Origin of the sequence: Citrobacter sp. RHBSTW-00887, from assembly GCF_013728095.1 — a bacterium.
Taxonomy (GTDB): domain Bacteria; phylum Pseudomonadota; class Gammaproteobacteria; order Enterobacterales; family Enterobacteriaceae; genus Citrobacter; species Citrobacter braakii.
The window spans coordinates 195,229-211,670 of sequence record NZ_CP056267.1; the positions used below are offsets into that span (position 1 = coordinate 195,229).

14 protein-coding genes are annotated in these 16,442 nt (G+C 51.3%); 7 read left to right on the forward strand and 7 right to left on the reverse strand.

The features are described from left to right. Window positions 1-27: 27 nt before the first annotated feature. Window positions 28-1,278 carry a valine--pyruvate transaminase gene (gene avtA, locus HV314_RS00900; RefSeq protein ID WP_423064582.1) on the reverse strand — a complete coding sequence of 417 codons (1,251 nt, stop codon included), beginning with the start codon at window positions 1,276-1,278 and terminating at the stop codon, window positions 28-30. Between the two features lie 176 nt (window positions 1,279-1,454). Beyond that, a complete protein-coding gene (gene malS, locus HV314_RS00905) occupies window positions 1,455-3,485 on the reverse strand; it encodes an alpha-amylase (protein ID WP_181547113.1) in 2,031 nt (676 codons plus the stop codon). A 316-nt stretch (window positions 3,486-3,801) separates the two neighbouring features. Between malS and HV314_RS00910 the strand changes: the two genes are divergently transcribed. Next, a complete protein-coding gene (locus tag HV314_RS00910) occupies window positions 3,802-4,626 on the forward strand; it encodes a protein bax (RefSeq protein ID WP_016154930.1) in 825 nt (274 codons plus the stop codon). A 42-nt stretch (window positions 4,627-4,668) separates the two neighbouring features. On the opposite strand, the gene xylR is transcribed toward HV314_RS00910, so the two are convergent. The 4 genes from xylR to xylF form a co-directional block, all read right to left on the reverse strand. Further along, window positions 4,669-5,847, reverse strand: a complete 1,179-nt coding sequence (gene xylR / locus HV314_RS00915) for a D-xylose utilization transcriptional activator XylR (protein ID WP_016154929.1) — start codon at window positions 5,845-5,847, stop codon at window positions 4,669-4,671. A gap of 80 nt (window positions 5,848-5,927) precedes the next feature. Then, window positions 5,928-7,109, reverse strand: coding sequence for a xylose ABC transporter permease XylH (xylH, locus tag HV314_RS00920; protein WP_181547115.1), 1,182 nt, complete (start codon window positions 7,107-7,109; stop codon window positions 5,928-5,930). Then, window positions 7,087-8,628, reverse strand: coding sequence for a xylose ABC transporter ATP-binding protein (locus HV314_RS00925; RefSeq protein ID WP_046275786.1), 1,542 nt, complete (start codon window positions 8,626-8,628; stop codon window positions 7,087-7,089). Before HV314_RS00925 ends, xylH begins: the two co-directional genes overlap by 23 nt. 109 nt (window positions 8,629-8,737) lie before the next feature. Continuing rightward, window positions 8,738-9,730 (reverse strand): D-xylose ABC transporter substrate-binding protein, encoded by a 993-nt coding sequence (xylF, locus tag HV314_RS00930; protein WP_016154926.1) that lies wholly within the window; start codon window positions 9,728-9,730, stop codon window positions 8,738-8,740. A 365-nt stretch (window positions 9,731-10,095) separates the two neighbouring features. On the opposite strand from xylF, the gene xylA reads away from it, so the two are divergent. The 4 genes from xylA (at window position 10,096) to yiaA (ending at window position 13,917) form a co-directional block, all read left to right on the forward strand. Beyond that, window positions 10,096-11,418, forward strand: coding sequence for a xylose isomerase (xylA, locus tag HV314_RS00935; protein ID WP_016154925.1), 1,323 nt, complete (start codon window positions 10,096-10,098; stop codon window positions 11,416-11,418). Window positions 11,419-11,489: 71 nt separating this feature from the next. Further along, window positions 11,490-12,944, forward strand: coding sequence for a xylulokinase (gene xylB, locus HV314_RS00940; protein ID WP_149382176.1), 1,455 nt, complete (start codon window positions 11,490-11,492; stop codon window positions 12,942-12,944). Between the two features lie 166 nt (window positions 12,945-13,110). Beyond that, window positions 13,111-13,479: an inner membrane protein YiaB gene (gene yiaB, locus HV314_RS00945; protein ID WP_047415855.1), complete on the forward strand. Its 369-nt coding sequence runs from the start codon at window positions 13,111-13,113 to the stop codon at window positions 13,477-13,479. Then, window positions 13,480-13,917 (forward strand): inner membrane protein YiaA, encoded by a 438-nt coding sequence (gene yiaA / locus HV314_RS00950; RefSeq protein WP_016154922.1) that lies wholly within the window; start codon window positions 13,480-13,482, stop codon window positions 13,915-13,917. It abuts the gene before it with no gap. 40 nt (window positions 13,918-13,957) lie between these two features. Here yiaA and HV314_RS00955 read toward each other — a convergent pair whose 3' ends face one another. Then, a complete protein-coding gene (locus tag HV314_RS00955; protein ID WP_181547117.1) occupies window positions 13,958-14,953 on the reverse strand; it encodes an acyltransferase in 996 nt (331 codons plus the stop codon). Window positions 14,954-15,126: 173 nt separating this feature from the next. Here HV314_RS00955 and HV314_RS00960 point away from each other — a divergent pair, with 173 nt between their 5' ends. After that, complete coding sequence (locus tag HV314_RS00960) at window positions 15,127-15,435, forward strand: YsaB family lipoprotein (RefSeq protein ID WP_016154920.1); 309 nt, start codon at window positions 15,127-15,129, stop codon at window positions 15,433-15,435. 95 nt (window positions 15,436-15,530) lie between these two features. Continuing rightward, the gene (gene glyQ / locus HV314_RS00965) at window positions 15,531-16,442 is read left to right on the forward strand and encodes a glycine--tRNA ligase subunit alpha (RefSeq protein WP_001168551.1); all 912 of its coding nucleotides are present in this window, start codon (window positions 15,531-15,533) and stop codon (window positions 16,440-16,442) included.

Genomic DNA, 16,442 nt, shown 5'->3' on the forward strand with positions numbered 1-16,442 from the left:
CCGACCCGCTCTGGGGTCGGGTTTGCGTTAGCCTTCCTGCCAGGCGCGTTCGATCTCTTCAGCCAGAATCTTCACTCCAGCTTCGATTTTCTCCGGTTCTGGCACGTAGTTCATCCGCATACACTGATGCGTATGCGGCCAGGGTTTATCCAGACCCGGGAAGAAGTAGTCACCAGGAACCATCAGCACGCCGCGCGCTTTCAGACGCTGATACAACAGCTCGGTGGTGATAGGCAAGTCTTTGAACCATAACCACAGGAAAATCGCGCCCTCCGGTTTATGAATAAGGCACCGATCTTCAGATAAATAGCGGCGAATGATCGCAATCGTCTCCTGAACGCGCTGATAATAAAACGGCTTAATCACCGTCTCGGACAGACGCAGAAGGTCGTTGCGCTTAATCATTTCGCACATGATTGCAGGACCCATTCCGCCAGGCGCGAGGCTGATAATGCCGTTCATGTTGGTGATGGCGGTGATGATTTTTTCATTCGCGATAATGATGCCGCAGCGGGAGCCTGGCAGACCCAGCTTGGAAAGGCTCATGCACAGCACAATGTTGGGATTCCACAGCGGGCGCGCTTCGCTAAAGATGATGCCGGGGAACGGTACGCCATAGGCGTTATCAATCACCAGCGGGATCCCATGCTGGTTGGCCAGCCGGTCCAGCTTCATCAGCTCTTCATCGGTGATCACGTTGCCTGTCGGGTTTGTCGGACGTGACACGCAGATCATGCCCGTCTCTTCACCGATGTGCAGGTGTTCAAAATCAACGTGATACTTAAACTGACCTTCTGGTAACAGTTCGATATTTGGACGCGCGGAGACAAAGAGATCCTCTTCCAGCCCGGAATCGGCATAGCCAATGTATTCCGGAGCTAACGGGAACAACACTTTTTGCGTTGTTCCGTCGGCGCGGCGTCCGGCGAACAGATTGAATAAGTAGAAAAATGCGCTCTGACTGCCATTTGTCAGTGCAATATTTTGTGGCTCGATATCCCAACCCTGCTTCTCACGTAGCAGTTTCGCCAGCTCAGTCAGCAGCTCGGTTTTACCTTGTGGACCATCGTAATTGCAAAGCGCATCAGTGGCTTTGCCGTTTTCCAGCATATCTGCCAGCAGAGATTGAAAGTAATTTTGCATCTCTGGAATTTGCGCCGGATTGCCGCCACCGAGCATGATGGCGCTTGGGGTGCGTAAACCGTCGTTAAGGTCCTCCATCAGGCGTGTGATGCCTGAATGGCGGGTAAATTTGTCGCCAAAAAGTGAGAATGTCATAGCAGGTGGTCTGTCGAACTGAGTAGTAAAGTGGCTAACCATAGCGCTACCCATGGCAGGGTGCAAATCAGGGGTATCAGGCCGGATTGAGATTTTGTGCTAATGATTTTTATTTGGCTGGTTTTTAATGTTGAGTAAGGCTTCCCGCTGCGTGCACAGCGAGAAGCCTGCCGGGATCAGGGCTGACCGGCCCACACCACCATCACCTTATCGTCGCCATGCTCACGAATAAATCCGTATCCCTGCGTCAGCGGCAGCGTGATTTGTTTACCGGCGCCAATGGCGGGATGCCTGGCCCTGAACTGACTGATTCGCTGCCAGTGGGCGACGCTGGCGGCAGATTTCCCGGTCACATCCTGCCAGTTCATTTCTGAGCGCGTACCCTGTAATGGGTCTGAGCCGGTTGGGCCAAAGGGGCGGGCCGACTCGTCGCCATAAAAGAGTTGAACCGCGCCAGGTGCCAGCAGCAATAGCTCGGCGGCGTTGTCTCCACCTTCGCGGAACAGACGTGTATCGTGCGAGGAGAGATAGCTCAGGACGTTGAAGTCCTGCAATTTATCCGCCATCTGCTGCCAGGTGGGGTCCATATTTGCCAGACAATCGACGGCCTTTGCCGCCTGCTCCTGGTAGTCGAAATTGATCATCGCATCGAAGCCGTGACGGTAATAGTCGCTTTGCATCACACCGTGACCCCAGGCCTCGCCAGTCATCCAGAAGGGGTTATCATCCAGCGCTTTTTCCGGATTGGCTTTCTTCCATTCGACCAGCGCCGCGCTGGCTTGTGTTTTTAGCTGCTGCCAGGCGGGAAGCTCGACGTGTTTAGCGGTGTCGACCCGAAAGCCGTCAATCCCATAATCACGCACCCACTGACTGAGCCAGTGCGTCAGATAATCCCGGGGCGTGTAACCGGCGATGGCTTTGGCGTGCGTATCCGGCTTGTGCTGATAAAAGTTTGGCAGCCCGGAAGGCGTGGTGGATTCGGTTTTCAGATCGGGCAGGAAAGCCAGCGACATCGTCAGGTCGTCAAAGCCAGGATTGTCGTAATCGCCAATATCGGTGCGGATCCAGTTTTTTCCCCACCATTTTTCCCAACCAGCTTTATCGCTAAAGTTGATGTAATCATTGAAACTATGCCAGCTTTGCCCGGCGGATGGCTGCCAGTCCGTCCAGCGTTCCCCGAGCGTTTTTTTCAGCTCATCGCCCGATAGGTACAGTGCCCCAAACTGATACTCCTGCATATCCGCCAGCGTGGCGTAGCCGGTATGGTTCATCACCACATCAAACAAGACACGGATGCCGCGCTGGTGTGCGCCATCAACCAGCGCGCGCAGGTCCGCTTCGTTTCCCATATTGGCGTCAAGCGTGGTCCAGTCCTGGGTGTAGTAGCCGTGGTAAGCGTAGTGGGGGAAGTCCCCTTTGGCGCCACCGCCGACCCAGCCGTGGATTTGCTCAAACGGCGCGCTGATCCACAGGGCGTTGACGCCTAACTGTTGCAGGTAGTCGAGTTTGCTGGCGAGCCCGCGCAAATCGCCACCGTGGAACGTGCCAATTTCTTGCATGCCGTCGTTGCGACGCCCATAGCTGTGGTCGTTATTCGGATCGCCATTCACAAAGCGGTCCGTCAGGACGAAATACACCGTGGCGTTATGCCAGTCGAAAGCTGCGGGGGCATCGGTTTCCGCCCGTTCCAGTAGCAACAGCCCGTTACTGGTTGCGGCGGGTTGTAGGGTAATCGACCCGTTTTTTACCGTTGCCGTTTGCTGGCTGTAGAAATCACGCACCACGGCACCTTCCGGGAAGGTCTGGCTCACGTCCAGCGTTAATGGTGAACCGTCCCATTTCGGGCATTGGCGAATCTGGGTGGTGACGGTGTCCTTAGCACTTTTTACCAACAGCATCAGCGTTGGCGTACCGGAGCGGGTATCGATTTCCAGCGTGTAATCGCCGTCTTTGAATAAACGCCACTGTGGCGGCGCGCCTTCACAAGGTTTTAGCGACAGCATCTGGTTGAGTTTTATCGCATCAGCAGGCTGCCAGCACTGTTGGTCAAAATTCAGGGTTAAAGGACGGGTACCCTTCGTCAACGCTGCATGGCTGACGAATTTACCCGTACCTTCCGCTTCGAAGGTGGGAAGTCCTTGAGACGTCCATGATGAGGCGATGGCAATGCCGGGCATTAGCGCCAGCGCAACGGCGGCAAGTTTCATAGTGCTGTCCTTGATGCTGCGATTTTCGCCAGTTTGCCAGCGAAATCAGGCCGGAAACTCCTCCTTTGAGTTGATTCCGCCAGGAGGAGAAGTGAGGGTGAGCGATCGCGCGCAAAAAATGAACTTATTTTGCGATAACCTCCACATTTTCTTCGAATTAATGGCACCCAGAACCGTTAATACGTGACATAGTTTCAGAATTGGACTATTCCTGTGGGTGCTCTTGACGGCTATTTTTGATATGATTTGAGATTCATCTCTCATTTTTGTGAAAAATATAAGGTGTTGGAATGTATAAATCCGACCAGGAGACCTAATGATATTGACTCCCATTCGACGATATGGGGCAATGATTCTTATGTTACTCACCGTTGCATTTTCGGGTGAGGTGCTGGCAAAGACACACACGGCGACAACGAGTCACAAGCCCCAGATAACCAAGGCAAGTAATAAACAGGTTAGCAGTAAACAAGAGTATTCTCGCAATAGTGCAAAGAGTAGTTCACTTCCTGATTTGCGAAAATACCCTTCCGGAACACCAAGGAAAAAAGCGTTTCTCCGGACAGTTATGCCTTATATTACCAGTCAAAATGCTGCCATTACGGCGGACCGTAACTGGCTGATTTCAAAACAGTACCAGAACCGCTGGTCACCGACTGAGCGTACGCGTATGAAAGACATCGCGAAGCGCTACAAGGTGAACTGGTCTGGTAACACGCGTAAAATTCCGTGGAATACGCTGCTTGAACGTGTAGACATTATCCCGACCAGTATGGTGGCAACCATGGCTGCGGCAGAAAGCGGCTGGGGTACGTCGAAGCTGGCGCGTAGCAACAACAACCTGTTTGGCATGAAATGTGGCAAGGGTCGTTGTAACAATGCACCGGGTAAGGTCAAAGGCTACTCACAGTTTGAATCAGTGAAAGAGTCGGTGAATGCTTACGTCATTAATTTGAATACGCATCCGGCCTACTCTTCCTTCCGTAAGTCACGTGCGCAGTTGCGTAAAGCCGATCAGGAAGTTACCGCCACCGCGATGATCCATAAGCTGAAGGGTTATTCCACTAAGGGACAGAGTTATAACAACTATCTGTTCGCAATGTATCAGGACAACCAGCGTTTAATCGCCGCGCATATGTAATTTCGAGTGCCGGATGGCGACTTCGCCCTCCGGCTATCATCCTTATAGCAACACTTCACTGTTCACATCGCGATACTCTTTTGGCGTCGTGTCGTACTCTTTCTTGAATACCGAATAGAAATACTGCAGAGACGGATAGCCGCACATCTGTGAAATTTCGTTGATTGAAAGCGTGGTAGAAATCAACAGGCTGCGCGCCTTTTCCAGCTTTTCGGCATGAATCACGGCGTGAATGGTCTCTCCGACCTCTTCTTTAAAGCGCTTCTCCAGATTCGAACGTGAAATCCCTACTGAGTCCAACACTTGATCAACCTTGATACCTTTGCAGGCATGGTTGCGAATGTAATGCATCGCCTGAATAACGGCAGGATCGGTAAGTGAACGATAATCTGTAGACTGACGCGCAACAACGCGTACAGGAGGAACCAGAATGCGCTGTAAGGGTATCTCTTCGTGAGCCAGCAGGCGGTGGAGTAGTTTGGCTGCCTGATACCCCATTTGTCTGGCCCCCTGAGCGACGGAGGACAAGGCGACTCGTGACAGGTAACGGGTCAGCTCTTCGTTATCGATACCAATGACGCACAGTTTTTCCGGTACCGGAATATGCAGATGTTCACAGGCCTGCAGAACGTGCCGCGCACGTGCGTCGGTGACGGCGATAATCCCGGTTTGCGGCGGCAGAGTTTGCAGCCAGTCCGCCAGCCTATTTTGCGCGTGCTGCCAGTTCTCCGGCGCGGTTTCCAGCCCCTGATAGACGACGCCGCGGTACTTCTCTTTGGCAACCAACTGGCAAAACGCATATTCACGTTCTGCGGCCCAGCGTTTACCGCTTGAGGCAGGCAGGCCGTAAAACGCAAAGCGGTTAATCCCTTTCTCTTTCAGATGCAGGAAAGCGCTTTCTACCAGCGCGTGGTTGTCGGTGGCAATGTAATGTACTGGTGGATAATCTTGCTGCAGATGGTAGGAACCCCCAACGCCAATGATCGGAACATCCACATCGACAAGTAATTGCGCAATATCATCATCGTCATAATCGGCAATAACGCCGTCGCCTAACCACTCTTTAATGTTATCAATGCGAGCACGAAAATCTTCTTCTATGAAGATATCCCACTCCGATTGCGACGCTTGCAGATACTCGCCAACCCCTTCAACCACCTGACGGTCGTAGGCTTTATTGGCATTAAATAACAACGTAATACGATGACGTTTATAAAACATGGTTCTTTTCCTGCTGAATCATGTAGATAAGACAATGCCGGTTGCATTAACCGGCATTGAGATACACCCACTTCTTAAATTCAGGAACGACGTTTGGTTGCTGAGTCCATCCATACCGCCAACAACAATATCGCCCCTTTCACTATGTATTGCCAGAAGGTGGGGACGTCCATCATACTCATTCCATTATCGAGAGAAGCCATAATGAATGCGCCCATGACGGCGCCGGCAACACTCCCGACCCCTCCCGCCAGGCTGGTTCCCCCGATGACACATGCGGCAATGGCATCCAGTTCTGCAATGTTCCCTGCGGAAGGGGAACCTGCGCCAAGCCGGGAGCTAAGAATGAGCCCGGCAATGGCGACCATCAAACCATTAATAGCGAAGACGGCAAGTTTGGTGCGTTCAACGTTGATACCTGAAAGGCGGGCGGCTTCCAGATTCCCGCCAATGGCGTAAATTCTCCGACCGAATGCAGTGCGCGTGGCCATAAACATCCCACCGAGCAGCAGCAGCGTCAGCAGCAGGACGGGCGTTGGAACACCACGATAATCGTTTAATAGCCAGATTGCCCCTAAGACGACAATGGCTGTGAATGCCTGGCGACCCACAGCCGACGTTGATGCGGGAGTGGCAAGGCCTAACGCCTGGCGACGCATACGGCCTCGCCATTGCCAGCCAACAAACGCCATTAAGCCGAGAGCACCGATGACAAAGCCTGTGCTATCAGACAAGTAGCTCTGACCAATCTGAGACATTGCTGCGCTGGTGGGGGATACGGTGGTGCCGTTGGTGATGCCAATCAGAATACCGCGGAAAGCCAGCATTCCCGCAAGGGTGACGATAAACGACGGAACCTTGCGGTAAGCAACCCACCATCCATTCCATGCCCCGAGGAGCAATCCCAGAGTCAAGGTTACGATCACCGTCAGCGGTAAAGGCCAGCCTAGCCAAACATCACAGATCGCCGCTACGCCGCCCAATAATCCCATCATGGAACCGACAGAGAGATCGATTTCAGCGGAAATGATCACAAACACCATACCCACGGCAAGAATACCGGTAATTGCAGTCTGTCGAAGCAGGTTCGAGACATTACGTGCGCTCAGGTATGCGCCATCAGTGGTCCACGTGAAAAACAGCATAATCACGATAATCGCCGCAATCATGACGAAGACTTGCAAGTTAAGCGATTTTATTGCTGGGAAACCACCTGTGATAGAGGGAGAAAGTTTCGCTTCAGACGGATTGTTTTTCGACATGATGTTCGCTCCTTAATGCGGCTTCCATCACCTGCTCCTGAGTCAGGTTATGATTTACCAGGTTAGCTTTCAGTTTTCCTTCATGCATCACGAGGATGCGATCGCTTAGTCCGAGCACTTCAGGTAATTCAGAGGAGATGACAATCACGGCAATGCCTTCCTGGACGAGCTGGTTGATGAGTTTGTAGATTTCATATTTGGCGCCGATATCAATACCCCTGGTGGGTTCATCAAGAATGAGAATCCGGGGATTTAACAGGAGGCAACGCGCGAGAATCGCTTTTTGCTGATTCCCTCCGCTCAGACGCCCGATCGCAAGGTCGGGGGACGATGTTTTTACTTTGAGCTGTTGAAGCGATTCCAGAATGCATTTTTGTTCAGCGGCATCATCAAGATGGCTCATGCCCCCGGTAAATTTATCGAGTGCAGCCAGCGTGATATTTTTCCCCACAGCCATCACCGGAACAATGCCATCTTTTTTTCTGTCTTCAGGCACCATGGCGATGCCATGAGCAATAGCTTGCTGGCAGTTATGGATATGCACCTGAGTGCCTTCAATAAAAATCTTTCCCTCCCAACGACCAGACCAGACGCCAAACAGACACTGTACGGCTTCGGTACGTCCTGCACCGACGAGTCCGGCAATGCCGAGAATTTCGCCCTGCTTGAGTGAGAAAGAAATGTCGTTGACGCGTTTTATATGGCGATTGACGGGATGCCAGGCTGTCAGATTCTCAACCCGTAAAATCTCTTCTCCCGTGGTATGAGGCTCGCTGGGGTAAAGTGCGGTGAGCTCACGACCAACCATCATGGTGATAATATCGTCTTCAGTCATGTTGGTCGCATCGCGTGTGCCGATGTGTTTACCGTCGCGAATAACGCAAATGGTATTCGAGATGGCCTTAACTTCATTCAATTTGTGTGAAATATAAATGCAGGCGATATCATGCTGTTGTAGGTCACGTATAATATTCAGCAGTATTGCAGTTTCCTGCTCGGTGAGGGAGGCCGTTGGTTCATCCAGAATAAGTAAGCGGACCTGCTTATTCAGCGCTTTTGCAATTTCTACCAGCTGTTGTTGCCCTAATCCTAAATCGCCCACGCGCGTATCTGGCGAAATAGACAAACTGACCTGATCGAGTAATTTTTGACAGCGTAACGTCATCATCTCGTAATCAAGAACGCCGTTACGGGTCATTTCGTTACCGAGGAAAATATTTTCCAGTATTGTTAACTCTTTCACCAGGGCTAATTCCTGGTGGATGATCGCAATACCCTTACGTTCGGTATCACGAATATGGCTGGCACGGATGGCTTCGCCAGCAAAAATGATCTCGCCTTCGTAGGTTCCATGCGGGTAAATTCCGCACAGAACTTTCATTAGCGTCGATTTACCCGAACCATTTTCACCGCATAATGAAATGATTTCGCCAGCATTGATCCTAAGGCTAACGTTATCAACCGCCTTCACTACGCCGAATGTCTTGGTAATGTTTTTCATTTCAAGAAGATATGGCATAACTGCTCCACATAAGCCAATAAGAGAACCCTGCGTGGACATTCACGTATATCCGTGGCGAATTTGACACCACGTTTTATTGCCCTCTGATTTGCAGAGGGCACATGGCTTACAGATCGCTTTTCTTGTGGAATCCGTCTTTAATGACGGTCTCGTTAATATTGTCTTTGTTAACATCAATAGGTGTGAGTAGTCGGGAAGGGACATCTTTCAGGCCATTATTCAGCGAAGTATCTGCTTTAGGCTGTTGATCATTTCCCAGTTCGACGGCGATTTCCGCAGCGGTATTTGCGAGCAATGTAATAGGTTTATAAACCGTCATGGTTTGAGTCCCGGCGACAATGCGCTTGATGCCTGCAAGGTCTGCATCTTGTCCGGAAATAGCGACTTTTCCTGATAATCCTTGCGCACTCAGCGCCTGAATCGCACCGCCAGCTGTGGCGTCATTTGAGGCAACTACTGCATCAATTTTGTTATTGTTGGCGGTTAGCGCATTTTCCATAATCTTCAACGCATTCTCCGGTAACCAGCCGTCAACCCATTGATCGCCCACTACCTTAATTTTTCCGCTGTCGATATACGGTTTTAATACTTTCATTTGTCCAGCGCGGAACAGCTTCGCGTTGTTATCAACGGGTGAGCCACCCATCAGGAAATAATTCCCTTCGGGGACAATATTGACTAATGATTGAGCCTGTAATTCACCTACTTTTTCATTATCGAAAGAGATATAAAAATCGATGTCAGCATCATTGATCATGCGATCGTAAGCCAGCACCTTGATCCCTTCTTGTTTTGCTTCTTTGATAACATTGCTTAATACCTGGCCGTTGTAAGGGATTATCACAAGGACATCCACGCCCCGGTTTATCATGTTTTCAATCTGCGACATTTGGGTTTCTTCATTACCATTCGCCGATTGTACAAATACTTTCGCACCAAGCGATTCAGCTTTGTTGACGAAAATATCGCGATCTTTCTGCCAGCGTTCCAGGCGGAGATCATCAATCGCCATACCGATTTTTACTTCTTTGGCATGACCTGCGACACTGGTGAGTAAAAGGGATGTGCAAACAGCAAGTAAAATGTTCTTCATCTTCATAATCGTGATGCCTTTTGTAGGGGAGAAATAGCAGTAAAAGTAACAATCACAGCATAAGACGTAGCAGAGTTTTAACAGGTAACGGCGGGAAGGCAATTATAGATTTTTATCTTCCAATTACGTTTTTTGGTTTATTTCTTGATTTATGACCGGGATCGTATTTTAAATGATTCGTTACCTGGGTTGCATTTAAGTTTGATAAGTAACAATTTTTAAATTGGTCAGATTTTATTTTGAGAAGTAGCGCACACTTGTGAATTATCTCAATGGCAGTATGAAATAACATAATTGAGCAATAGGTGGGGAGTGCCCAATATTACGACATTATCCATCACCCGCCGCATTACCTGATTATGGAGTTCATTATGCCAGCCTATTTTGACCAGCTTGAGCGCGTTCGTTATGAAGGCACCAAATCAACTAATCCATTAGCATTTCGCCACTACAACTCTGATGAGTTAGTGTTAGGCAAGCGTATGGAAGATCACCTGCGATTTGCTGCCTGCTACTGGCACACTTTCTGCTGGAATGGTGCAGATATGTTTGGTGTTGGTGCATTTAATCGCCCGTGGCAGCAGCCCGGTGAAGCGCTGGAATTAGCGAAGCGCAAGGCGGACGTGGCGTTCGAGTTTTTCCACAAACTGAACGTGCCCTACTACTGCTTCCATGACGTGGATGTCTCGCCGGAAGGTGCGTCGCTGAAAGAGTACAAAAACAATTTTGCGCAGATGGTTGATGTACTGGCGGCAAAACAGGAGCAGAGCGGCGTGAAGCTGCTGTGGGGAACGGCAAACTGCTTCACCAACCCACGTTACGGCGCGGGCGCGGCCACGAACCCGGATCCAGAAGTGTTCAGCTGGGCCGCCACGCAGGTGGTTACGGCTATGGATGCCACGCATAAATTAGGCGGTGAAAACTACGTTCTGTGGGGCGGTCGTGAAGGCTATGAAACGCTGCTGAATACCGATCTGCGTCAGGAACGTGAGCAAATTGGTCGCTTCATGCAACTGGTCGTGGAACACAAACACAAAACCGGTTTCCAGGGCACTTTGCTTATCGAGCCGAAGCCGCAGGAACCGACCAAGCACCAGTACGATTACGATGCGGCGACCGTATACGGATTCCTCAAGCAGTTCGGTCTGGAAAAAGAGATCAAACTGAATATCGAAGCCAACCACGCCACGCTGGCGGGTCACTCGTTCCATCACGAAATCGCCACCGCTATCGCGCTGGGTCTGTTTGGCTCTGTCGATGCCAACCGTGGGGACGCGCAACTGGGCTGGGATACTGACCAGTTCCCGAACAGCGTAGAAGAGAATGCGTTGGTGATGTACGAAATCCTGAAAGCCGGCGGCTTCACCACCGGTGGCCTGAACTTCGATGCCAAGGTTCGTCGTCAGAGTACCGATAAATACGATCTGTTCTATGGTCATATTGGTGCGATGGATACCATGGCGCTATCGCTGAAAATTGCGGCGCGTATGATTGAAGACGGTGGTCTGGATCAGCGCGTGGCTAAACGTTATGCCGGTTGGAATGGTGAGCTGGGCCAGCAAATTCTGAAAGGGCAGATGACGCTGACGGAAATTGCGCAGTACGCTGAACAACACAACCTGGCGCCAGTGCACCAGAGCGGTCATCAGGAATTGCTGGAAAATCTGGTGAACCATTATTTGTTCGACAAATAACGGGTCTCTGAGCATGTCCGTAAGCCCGGTCAGCTCGCGCGACCGGGCCTTTCTTTAAGGAACGATGCCCTATGTATATCGGGATAGATCTTGGCACATCAGGCGTAAAGGCCATTCTGCTCAACGAGCAGGGCGATGTGGTCGCTTCGCAAACAGAGAAACTCACCGTCTCGCGCCCGCACCCGTTATGGTCAGAACAAGACCCAGAGCAGTGGTGGCTGGCAACGGATCGCGCTGTGAAAGCCCTGGGTCGGCAGCATTCACTTCGCGAGGTGAAAGCGTTGGGGATTGCCGGACAGATGCACGGCGCGACGCTACTGGATGAACAACAGAAGGTATTGCGCCCGGCTATCCTGTGGAACGATGGTCGCTGCGCCGAAGAGTGCGTCATGCTGGAGAGTCTGGTTCCGCAGTCTCGTGCCATCACCGGCAACCTGATGATGCCTGGCTTTACCGCGCCAAAGCTGCTGTGGGTACAGCGCCACGAACCGGAGATTTTTAGCCGGGTTGATAAAGTCTTGCTGCCGAAAGATTACCTGCGCCTGCGTATGACCGGCGATTTCGCCAGCGATATGTCTGATGCGGCTGGTACCCTGTGGCTGGATGTTGCGAAGCGTGACTGGAGTGATGTCATGCTGGAAGCCTGTAAGCTGACTCGTGCGCATATGCCTGCGCTCTATGAAGGCAGTGAGATTACCGGAACATTGTTGCCAGCAGTCGCCAGGGCCTGGGGAATGCAGGAGGTTGCGGTGGTCGCCGGAGGCGGGGATAACGCAGCGGGGGCAGTTGGCGTGGGCATGATGAATGCCGGTCAGGCGATGCTATCGCTGGGTACTTCCGGGGTCTATTTTGCGGTCAGCGACGGCTTTCTCAGCAAACCGGAAAGCGCGGTCCATAGCTTTTGCCATGCATTGCCTGAACGATGGCACCTGATGTCCGTGATGTTAAGTGCGGCATCCTGCCTGGACTGGGCGGCAAAATTAACCGGACTGGCGAGCGTTCCTGCGTTGATTGCCGCAGCGCAACAGGCGGATGAACACGCTGAGCCGGTCTGGTTTTTACCCTATCTGTCCGGTGAACGTACGCCGCACAACAACCCGCAGGCGAAGGGCGTATTTTTCGGTCTGACGCATCAGCATGGTCCGGCGGAGCTGGCTCAGGCGGTGCTGGAAGGCGTTGGTTTTGCATTGGCTGAGGGTATGGACGTGGTACACGCCTGCGGCGTGCAGCCCTCCAGCATTACGCTGATTGGCGGCGGGGCGCGCAGCGAATACTGGCGTCAGATGCTGTCTGACATCAGCGGATTGCAGTTGGATTACCGTACCGGCGGCGATGTTGGTCCTGCTCTCGGTGCGGCGCGTCTGGCGCAGATTGCCATTAATCCGCAGCAGCCATTATCAGATCTTCTACCTCAGCTTACGCTGGAGCAGGCGCATTATCCTGATGTCGAGCGCCATGCCCTTTACCAACAGCGTCGGGAAACCTTCCGCCGAATCTATCAGCAATTACACCCGCTGATGTCCTGACCCTAAATCCCCTCTGGTAAACAGAGGGGATTTATCAAATATATATTTCAATCTAATTAATAATTAGCGCGCATGAATTTATTCTGAAAGTCCGGCGTAGTGGCCTTTTCTGTGTTGTCTTTAGTGGGTTATTCATATTTTATCCATGATGGATAAGGAGGTCCCAATGAAGACGACAAGGCTGTTGCCATGGATATTATTCTTCTCTGGTGCATTGATTTACGTTATTGGCTTATGGCGGGCATGCCCGTTATTGAGTAGCAAAGGCTATTTTTTCGCCGTGCTGATGACGGGAATGTTTGTGACGTACGTTTATCAGCGTGCAGAAAATCTCAATCAGAACGATGAACACTTCGCCTCTGTATGTCAGATGGTGGCGCTCATCACGGTAGGGGTGCTGTTGGTGGGCGTATTGAATGTCCCATTATCACCCCTCGAAAAGGGGCTGTTCCCGCTGGCATTCATCGTATGTTTACTGGGGCAAGTTTTACTCATGCGTTCAGCAGAATATTTATCTAAAGGACCGGAACTCTAAATGGAAAACAGGACATCAACTTATTCACCGGCATTTAGTATTGTGTCATGGGTCGCGCTTCTCGGCGGCATTGTGGTTTATCTGCTGGGGTTGTGGAATGCCGATATGCAGTTGAACGAAAAGGGGTATTACTTTGCTGTTTTGGTGCTTGGTTTGTTTTCTGCTGCGTCGTATCAAAAGACGGTACGGGATAAATATGAGGGGATCCCGACAACGCCGATTTACTACATAACCTGTCTTGCCGCGTTTATTATTGCGGTTGCATTGTTGGTTATCGGTTTGTGGAATGCCACGCTGCTGCTAAACGAGAAAGGGTTTTACGGCCTGGCCTTCTTTTTAAGCCTGTTTGGTACCGTTGCGGTGCAGAAAAATATCCGTGATAGTGGCTTTGAGCATCCAAAAGAAACGCTGGCAGTCGCAGACGATTTTACGGAGTGATCGTATGCCCTCGATGGTTACCGATCGAGGGCTTTTATTGTTAGCTCACCAGTCTGCGCGTATCGATGCGCTGTAACAATACAGACAACAGTAAACTTCCCGCCAGCGTGGCGCTAAAAATCCACAACATATCCAGCGGCGGCCAGTTTTTGAGTTCTACACCGTTGGTGCGTAGCGCGTGAATGATCAGCGCATGAAAGCCATAAATGCCCAGAGAGTGGCGGGAAATAAGGCCCAGTACCGGCAGAGTGCGCGTACTGAGCGTATTTTTGACCAGCGTCAGGAGGGAGGCGGCACAAATAAACACCGCCGGGCCGCAATAGAGATACCAGGTATCGGCAAAATTGCCTCGCCAACGCAGTTCATGCAACGTGCCTCGAGAAATAATAAACACTGCGGTGATAAACAACGCCGCACAGAGCCAGGTAAGCGCGCGCTTGTGCGTATCCATCATACCAATCGCTCGGCCTAGCATACCGTACACGATGTAGTAGAACGTGTCGCCACTGATGTACAGGTTGATGGGAAGCCACTCAAAACCGCCAATTTTTTGTGAGACGGTATTGGGATTGGCAATCACCCCAATCACCACCATAAGCGCCAGCAGCATCTTGCCGCTGATATTTTTTACCTGTATCAGCGGGGAAACCAGGTAGATTACGGCGATCGCGAAGAAAAACCACAGGTGGTAGAACACCGGCTTTTGCAGCAGGTTTTTCAGCGACAGCTCAGCGTTGATCGAGGTAAACAGCAGGATGTAGGCCAGCGCCACGCTGCTGTAAAACAGGATGCAGAGCGCAATGCGCATGAAATGGCGCGGTTTGGCGCTGCGCTCGCCAAAAAACAGATAGCCCGAAATCATAAAGAACAACGGGACGCTGACGCGAGAAGCTGAATTGAGCACATTGGCCAGATCCCAATTCAATGGGCTGACGCTTTGCGCATTGGTGATGTACCAGGCCGTGGTGTGGATCATCACAACCATGAGACAGGCTATCCCGCGCAGGTTATCAATCCAGAATATTTTGGGCTGCATCAGTTCCTCTGTATTCATTAAAAAAAGTCTGACCGAAATTTTGCGAGCGTAGCTCACTGGAAAAATCCGAGTTCTTACGCTAAAGCTTGAGATGGTCTGATGAGATTCTCAAAATAGCATCCGTTTCCAGACACTTAATAATAAGACTGACCAGCAAACCAGGCGGTAATAAAATGATGATGAAGTATTTCTTTTCCGCGATCGTTACCCTTTTACTGGTTGCGTGCGCCGACACCCAGCCGCCTGCACCCGCGCAGAAGGCGCAAAAGATCAAAGTCAGTGCAACACGTTCGCTGGATATGGAGTCACTGTGTAAAAATGAGGCGGCACAAATCTACAACACTGGTGTGCAGAAAATTGATATCTCCGGTCTGGAACAATTTCAGGGCAGCTATGAGATGCGTGGTTCTACCTTCCGTAAAGAGAGTTTTGTCTGCTCTTTTGATGCAGACGGGCAGTTTTTACACCTTTCCATGCGCTAAGTTCCCCCTTTTTCCCGTTTCGTACTGTATATCTTGCAGCCAGCGGGTATACTGACCGCTTCCTTTAAATCCACACGTATCCAGCACGAAATAATATGCAAAAGTTTGATACCAGGACCTTCCAGGGCTTGATCCTGACCTTACAGGATTACTGGGCTCGCCAGGGCTGCACCATCGTTCAACCATTGGACATGGAAGTCGGCGCGGGGACATCTCACCCAATGACCTGCCTGCGGGCGCTGGGGCCGGAACCGATGGCGACTGCTTATGTGCAGCCTTCTCGTCGTCCGACCGACGGCCGCTATGGCGAAAACCCGAACCGCTTACAGCACTACTATCAGTTCCAGGTAGTGATTAAGCCGTCTCCGGACAACATTCAGGAGCTGTACCTGGGTTCTCTGAAAGAGCTGGGTATGGACCCGACCATTCACGATATCCGTTTCGTAGAAGATAACTGGGAAAACCCAACGCTGGGTGCCTGGGGTCTGGGTTGGGAAGTGTGGCTGAACGGCATGGAAGTCACGCAGTTCACCTACTTCCAGCAGGTTGGTGGTCTGGAATGTAAACCAGTGACCGGGGAAATTACCTACGGTCTGGAACGTCTGGCCATGTACATTCAGGGCGTAGACAGCGTTTACGACCTGGTCTGGAGCGACGGCCCGCTGGGTAAAACCACTTACGGCGACGTGTTCCATCAGAACGAAGTGGAGCAATCCACCTACAACTTCGAATACGCCGACGTGGACTTCCTGTTCACCTGCTTCGAGCAGTACGAGAAAGAAGCGCAGCAGCTGCTGGCGCTGGAAAATCCGCTGCCGCTGCCTGCGTATGAACGTATTCTGAAAGCCGCCCATAGCTTCAACCTGCTGGATGCGCGTAAAGCCATCTCCGTCACCGAGCGTCAGCGCTATATCCTGCGTATTCGCACCCTGACCAAAGCAGTGGCAGAAGCTTACTACGCTTCCCGTGAAGCCCTTGGCTTCCCGATGTGCAACAAAGACAAATAA

Bases quoted from the DNA above. Each gene is read 5' to 3' on its own strand.
- avtA (WP_423064582.1), bottom strand. From the start codon at position 1,278: ATGACATTCTCACTTTTTGGCGACAAATTTACCCGCCATTCAGGCATC.
- malS (WP_181547113.1), bottom strand. From the start codon at position 3,485: ATGAAACTTGCCGCCGTTGCGCTGGCGCTAATGCCCGGCATTGCCATC.
- HV314_RS00910 (WP_016154930.1), top strand. From the start codon at position 3,802: ATGATATTGACTCCCATTCGACGATATGGGGCAATGATTCTTATGTTA.
- xylR (WP_016154929.1), bottom strand. From the start codon at position 5,847: ATGTTTTATAAACGTCATCGTATTACGTTGTTATTTAATGCCAATAAA.
- xylH (WP_181547115.1), bottom strand. From the start codon at position 7,109: ATGTCGAAAAACAATCCGTCTGAAGCGAAACTTTCTCCCTCTATCACA.
- HV314_RS00925 (WP_046275786.1), bottom strand. From the start codon at position 8,628: ATGCCATATCTTCTTGAAATGAAAAACATTACCAAGACATTCGGCGTA.
- xylF (WP_016154926.1), bottom strand. From the start codon at position 9,730: ATGAAGATGAAGAACATTTTACTTGCTGTTTGCACATCCCTTTTACTC.
- xylA (WP_016154925.1), top strand. From the start codon at position 10,096: ATGCCAGCCTATTTTGACCAGCTTGAGCGCGTTCGTTATGAAGGCACC.
- xylB (WP_149382176.1), top strand. From the start codon at position 11,490: ATGTATATCGGGATAGATCTTGGCACATCAGGCGTAAAGGCCATTCTG.
- yiaB (WP_047415855.1), top strand. From the start codon at position 13,111: ATGAAGACGACAAGGCTGTTGCCATGGATATTATTCTTCTCTGGTGCA.
- yiaA (WP_016154922.1), top strand. From the start codon at position 13,480: ATGGAAAACAGGACATCAACTTATTCACCGGCATTTAGTATTGTGTCA.
- HV314_RS00955 (WP_181547117.1), bottom strand. From the start codon at position 14,953: ATGCAGCCCAAAATATTCTGGATTGATAACCTGCGCGGGATAGCCTGT.
- HV314_RS00960 (WP_016154920.1), top strand. From the start codon at position 15,127: ATGATGATGAAGTATTTCTTTTCCGCGATCGTTACCCTTTTACTGGTT.
- glyQ (WP_001168551.1), top strand. From the start codon at position 15,531: ATGCAAAAGTTTGATACCAGGACCTTCCAGGGCTTGATCCTGACCTTA.